Genomic DNA, 5,746 nt, shown 5'->3' with positions numbered 1-5,746 from the left:
AGCCGACGTCGCCCCCGCCCCGGGCCCCGCGGGCGCGGGCGGGGGGGGGCGCGCCCCCCCCCCCCCGCCCCCCCCCCGGCCCTGATGTTCCAGGAGCACGCCCTCTTCCCGTGGCTCACCGCGGGCAAGAACATCGAACTGGCCCTGCGGCTGCGCGGGGTGCCGAAGGCCGAGCGCCGCCCGGAGGCCGAGCGCCTGCTCGAACTGGTGCGGCTCTCCGGCTCGTACGGCAAGCGGGTGCACGAGCTGTCCGGCGGTATGCGCCAGCGCGTGGCGCTGGCCCGGGCGCTCGCCCAGGCCAGCGATCTGCTGCTGATGGACGAGCCGTTCGCGGCGCTCGACGCGATCACCCGCGACGTGCTGCACGACGAGCTGACCCGCATCTGGCGGGAGACGCAGCTGTCGGTGCTGTTCGTCACCCACAACGTGCGCGAGGCCGTGCGGCTGGCCGAGCGCGTGGTGCTGCTGTCGTCCCGGCCGGGGCGGATCGCCCGGGAGTGGACCATCGACATCCCGCAGCCGCGCCGTATCGAGGACGCCGCCGTGGCGGAGCTTTCCGTCGAGATCACCGAAGAACTGCGTGGGGAGATCCGCCGTCATGGCCAGCACTGATACGACCACCACGACGGCCGCGAAGGCCGACGACCTGGCCGGTCTGGAGGCGGGTCTCGACGCGCTGGACGCGGTGCAGGTCCGCCGCACCCCGGTGCGCGAGGTCCTCACCGGCAAGGTCCTGCCGCCCGTCATCGCCGTCGCCCTGGTGCTGGTGGTGTGGCAGCTCCTGGTGATGGCCAAGGTCACCGACGAGTCCAAGCTGCCGGCGCCGTCCGCGGTGTGGGACAGCGTGACCACGATGTGGCTGGAGGGCACGCTCCTCGAAGTCCTCTGGACCAGCGTGTCGCGCGCCCTGCTGGGCTTCCTGATGGCGCTCGCCATCGGCACCCCGCTGGGTCTGCTCGTCGCCCGGGTGAAGTTCGTCCGGGCCGCCATCGGACCGGTCCTCGCGGGACTGCAGTCGCTGCCGTCCGTGGCCTGGGTCGCCCCGGCCGTGCTGTGGATCGGCCTCAACGACTCGATGATGTACGCGGTGATCCTGCTGGGCGCCGTGCCGTCGATCGCCAACGGTCTGGTGGCCGGCGTCGACCAGGTCCCGCCGCTCTTCCTGCGGGCCGGACGCACCCTCGGCGCCACCGGACTCAAGGGCGCCTGGCACATCGTGATGCCGGCCGCGCTGCCGGGCTATCTCGCGGGTCTGAAGCAGGGCTGGGCGTTCTCCTGGCGTTCGCTGATGGCCGCCGAGATCATCGCCTCCTCGCCCGAACTGGGCCTGGGGCTCGGCCAGCTGCTGGAGAACGGCCGCAACAACTTCGACATGCCGGGGATCTTCCTCGCCATCATCCTGATCCTGCTCGTCGGTGTCGCCATCGACCTGCTGATCTTCAGCCCGTTGGAGCGCGCGGTGCTGCGCCGTCGCGGCCTGCTGGTGAAGGCCTGACATGACCGCCCCCGTCCTTCTCGTCATCGCCCACGGCAGCCGCGATCCGCGGCACGCGGCGACCGTGCATGCGCTGGTGCGCCGTGCCCGGGCGCTGCGGCCCGGGCTGCGTGTGGAGACGGCGTTCCTGGACTTCAACCTGCCGTCGGTACCGGGGGTCCTGGACCGGCTCGCGGAGGAGGTGCGGCGCGAAGCGCCTCCTTGCAAGGGTGGTGGCGGGCGACGGGAGGGCGTACGGGACGTGGTGGCCCTGCCGCTGCTGCTGACCCGGGCCTTCCACGCGAAGGCCGACATCCCCGCCGTACTGCGCCAGGCCCCTCCCGCCCTGCGGATCCGCCGCGCGGAGGTGCTCGGCCCCTCGCCGCTGCTGATCGCGACGGTGGAGCGACGGCTGTACGAGGCCGGGCTGACCCCCGGCGACAAGAACTCGACCGGGGTCGTCCTGGCCTCGGCGGGCTCCACGGACCCGGAGGCGATCGCAGCGATCGCAGAAACGGCGCGGGAGCTGCGGCGCACCGGTTGGTGCTCCGTGCGGCCTGCGTTCGCCTCCGCATCACTCCCACGGACCGAGGACGCCGTCCGCGCCCTGCGCGCCGACGGCGTGCGCCGCGTGGCGGTGGCCCCGTACGTCATCGCCCCCGGCCGGCTGCCGGACCGCATCGCGGCGGGCTCGGAGGAGGCCGACCACCTGGCGGACGTCCTCGGCCCGTCCCCGGAGCTGGCCCGGCTGCTGATCGAACGGTACGAGCAGAGTCGCGCGTCGCGCGTGGAGAACCTCGCGACGCAGGCTGCGGGCTAGGGGGTGTCGGGCCGCGCTCCCCGGTCCGGGGCGCAGAGGCCCCGGTCGTCGAGCGTCGCCAGTGCGTCGTCGATGGGGTGGTGCCGCGGGGTACCGGAGGAGTCCACCTCGTTCCACCTCTGGAGATTGACGCCGAAGGACATCTGGCGGGCGCCGTCGGAGCGGGTCCAGGAGACCGTTCCGGCCCCCCAGACCGTGCCGTCGTGGCCCCAGAAGGTGCCACATCCCGGGATGTCGAGGCGGTGCAGGCCGAGTCCGTACTGGATCATCGTTCCGTCCAGGGCGACGACCGGGACCGTGCGCTGCATCTCCGTCAGCGACGACCGGCTGACGATCCCGCCGTCGAGGAGCCTGCCGTAGAAGCGGTTGAGATCCGGCATGGTCGACACCAGCGCGGCTCCCGTCCCGGTCCAGGACATGTCGTAGACGCTGTAGTCGCGCGGCGGTTCGAGCGCGCCCCACAGGGCCTCGTACATCCGCGCATGCGGTCCCTCGATGCGCGGGCCGGTCGGGAATCCGGTGTGGCGGAGCCCGGCGCGCTCGATGACGTTCCGGGTGATGTACTTCTCGGCCGTGGTGCCCGTCACCCGCTCCAGGAGTCGGCCGAGCAGCAGGTAGTTGGTGTTCGAGTACACCCCGACCGGACCTCCGGGCTCGCCGGTCGGAGGGGCGTCGAGCCCCAGCTTGATCAGCTCGGTGGGGTGGAACCGCCGGAACCGGTTGTCGTCCGGGCTCCGGGACGAGACGTCAGGGAAACCCTGGAGGGACGGGAACGCGTAGGGGATGTAGTCCGGGATGCCGCTGGTGTTGTTCAGCAGCATCCGTACCGTGATCTTCCTGCCGCGCTCTCCCGGCACCAGATCCGGCAGATGGTCGCCGATCGGCGCGTCGAGCCCGATCCGGCCCTGCTCGACCTGCTGCATGATCGCGGCGGCGGTGAAGGTCTTGGTGATGCTGCCGACGCGGTGCCGCATGTCGGGCGTGACGGGGCGGCCGGTCCTGACATCGGCGACCCCCGAGGCGCCGCGCCATGTCCGGCCGGCATCGCGCACCTCGGCGTACACACCCGGTACCCCGGCGCGGTGGACTCCGTCCAGGGCGGACTTCAGCTCCGCCCGGTCGAAGCCGGTCGACGGCACCGTCCTCGTCTCGTGGGGCGGCGCGGGGGCTGCCGCGACCGTGCCGGCACCCACGCTCAGCGCGATCACGCTCGCGCACAACACTGTGCGGATCTTCACGACGTCGTCCTTTCGTCGATGAGGGGAACGGCGCGGCTCACTGCGCCAGGGCGCGGCGCAGCACGGCGCCGAGGTCGGCGATCTGCCGCTGGGAGATCTCGGCGGAGAGGATCGCCTGCGACCCGTGGAAGGTCCCGGGCCACTGGTGCAGTTCGACGGAGACGCCCGCCTGCAACAGGCGCAGCGCGTAGGTGATGTCCTCGTCGCGGTTCGGGTCGAATTCGGCGGTGGCGATGTAGGCGGGTGGCAGGCCGGACAGGTCGGCCGCCCGCGCCGGGGCGGCGTACGGGGTGGCGGGAGCGGAGCCCAGGTAGTGCCGCCACGATGCGGTGACGACGTCGCGGTTCGCCCAGGGCGTGTCGGTGAAGTGCTGTGCCGACCAGGTCTCTTGACGGTCGTCGAGCGAGGCCTCGTTGAGCAGCTGGAAGCAGATCCGCGGCCCCTGCTCGTCGCGCGCCCGCAAGGTCATCGCCGCCGTGATCCCCGCGCCGGCGCTGTGACCGCCGACCGCGATCCGCTCCGGGTCGATGCCGAGTTCGTCGGCGTGCTCGGCCGTCCAGGTCAGGACGGCGTACGCGTCGTCCAGAGCGGCCGGAAAGGGGTGCTCGGGGGCCACGCGGTAGCCCACCGAGACCACCACCGCGCCGGAGTCCTGGGCGAGTCGGGTGGCCCACGGATGCTCGGTGTCCACGTCACCCATGACGTATCCGCCACCGTGCAGCCAGACGAGAGCACCGCGGGCACCGCGCGGGCGGTAGATCCTCACCGGCACGGCCGGATCGGCGGGCACCAGGCGGTCCTCGATCTCCAGGTCCGAGATGTCCGGTATCGGCTTCGCGGCGGCCAGCTCGGCGTACATCGTGCGCCCGGCGACCGGGTCGGTCACCAGGATGCGGGGGAACAGCGGGACGAATGCTTCGAGTTCGGGATCCATGCCGATCATCCTCGGGGACGCCGCCCGAGGGGTCATCCGCCATCCGTCGCGCATCCCGCCCCGATGACGCGCCGATCGGCGCGCTCTCCGCCTTCTATCCTGCTGGCATGGAGGCACTGGCGGTACGGCTGTCGGGACTTGATCCGTACGTCGGCGGCGCGATCCGCGTCGTCGCGTTCTACGACACGTTGATGCGCCGACGGGTGGATCTCCCGGCACTCGCGCGGGCGTCGGCGGGCCTTGCCGAGTGCGTGGCGGGGATCCGCGTCCACGGCACGGGGCGGTCGATCAGGGTCTCTCCCGACGGCAGGGACGCCATCGCCCCGCCGGCACCCGCCACGACCACGGTGCCGATCGTCCTCGACGAGGAGGAGATCGGCACGGTGTGGCTGGAACGCGGGGGCGCGGTCAATCAGCTCGACGACGTCCTCCTCGACCGGCTCGCCCTCGCCGCGGCGGCGGCCGTCGAGCGGTACGGCCCGGCCCGCACCACCATGGCCGACCCGGCCCTCGTCGAGCTGGCGATCGGCGCCGACACCGACGAGGCGGCCAGAGCACGGGCGTTACGGCTCCTGGGGTTCGCCGCGGACGTGCCGGTCCGCGTCGTCGCGGTACGCTCCCGGGTCCCGCTCGACCGCATCGGCGGCCTGGTCTGCCCGGCCCGCCCGGTGAAGGCGGCACCCCTCGCCGACGTGGGCGTCATCCTGGCGACCACCGTGGACGCGGCCCGCTTTCCGGCGGACGTCCGGGCCGGCATCGGCGCCGCCGACAGCCCTGACCGGTCCTGGCGGGAGGCCCGCACCGCCCTCCGCTTCACCACCCCGCGCGAACCCGTCGTCCGCCACGCCGACCTGGGCGCGCTGGCCCTGCTGGCCGAGGTCCCTCAGGAGGCCTCTCGCGACAACGCCGACGTGGCCGGGATCGCCCGCGTCGCCGGCAGCCCGGAAGACCTGGAGACGCTGGACACGTACTGCGCCACCGGCTCCCTGCGCCGCGCCGCCGACCTCCTCCACCTGCACCACAGCAGCGTCGCCCGCCGCGTCGAACAGATCGGCAGGACGCTGGACATCGACCTCACCGACCCCACCGGCCTGACCCGGGCCAGGCTCGCCCTCACGGCATGGCGGCTGCTCACCGACTGACCCGCGGGCGTTCCCCGGCCCCCGGCCTGATCCGCCGGACACGCCCAAGACACCCCCTAGGGGGTGTCTTGTCGATCAGGCCGGATCGGGGAGCGGCGTCTGGTGCCGTGGATCGCAAGGCGGAGGAGGGAGTCAACG

5 protein-coding genes and 1 pseudogene are annotated in these 5,746 nt (G+C 72.9%); 4 read left to right on the top strand and 2 right to left on the bottom strand.

What is annotated here, in order from left to right; translation table 11 throughout:
* The 3 genes and pseudogenes from ACFVZW_RS22765 to ACFVZW_RS22755 form a co-directional block, all read left to right on the top strand.
* A pseudogene (locus tag ACFVZW_RS22765) lies at positions 1–612 on the top strand (ABC transporter ATP-binding protein); the annotation flags it as partial.
* Positions 599–1,495 (top strand): ABC transporter permease, encoded by an 897-nt coding sequence (locus ACFVZW_RS22760; protein WP_384524035.1) that lies wholly within the window; start codon positions 599–601, stop codon positions 1,493–1,495. The pseudogene ACFVZW_RS22765 and the gene ACFVZW_RS22760, both read left to right, overlap by 14 nt.
* A 1-nt stretch (position 1,496) precedes the next feature.
* On the top strand, positions 1,497–2,294 hold the full coding sequence (locus ACFVZW_RS22755; protein ID WP_384524032.1) for a sirohydrochlorin chelatase: 798 nt from the start codon (positions 1,497–1,499) through the stop codon (positions 2,292–2,294).
* Here ACFVZW_RS22755 and ACFVZW_RS22750 read toward each other — a convergent pair.
* Positions 2,291–3,433, bottom strand: a complete 1,143-nt coding sequence (locus ACFVZW_RS22750) for a serine hydrolase domain-containing protein (protein ID WP_384524136.1) — start codon at positions 3,431–3,433, stop codon at positions 2,291–2,293. The two genes, ACFVZW_RS22755 and ACFVZW_RS22750, sit on opposite strands and share 4 nt — an antisense overlap.
* Before the next feature lie 136 nt (positions 3,434–3,569).
* Positions 3,570–4,466, bottom strand: a complete 897-nt coding sequence (locus ACFVZW_RS22745; protein WP_384524029.1) for an alpha/beta hydrolase — start codon at positions 4,464–4,466, stop codon at positions 3,570–3,572.
* A 107-nt stretch (positions 4,467–4,573) separates the two neighbouring features.
* On the opposite strand from ACFVZW_RS22745, the gene ACFVZW_RS22740 reads away from it, so the two are divergent.
* On the top strand, positions 4,574–5,608 hold the full coding sequence (locus ACFVZW_RS22740; RefSeq protein ID WP_384524026.1) for a helix-turn-helix domain-containing protein: 1,035 nt from the start codon (positions 4,574–4,576) through the stop codon (positions 5,606–5,608).
* The last annotated feature ends 138 nt before the right edge of the window (positions 5,609–5,746 follow it).

Origin of the sequence: Streptomyces sp. NPDC059567 (assembly GCF_042735655.1) — a bacterium.
Taxonomy (GTDB): domain Bacteria; phylum Actinomycetota; class Actinomycetes; order Streptomycetales; family Streptomycetaceae; genus Streptomyces.
Note: the sequence above shows the minus strand (reverse complement) of the source record. Positions and strands in the feature narration are given on the sequence as shown.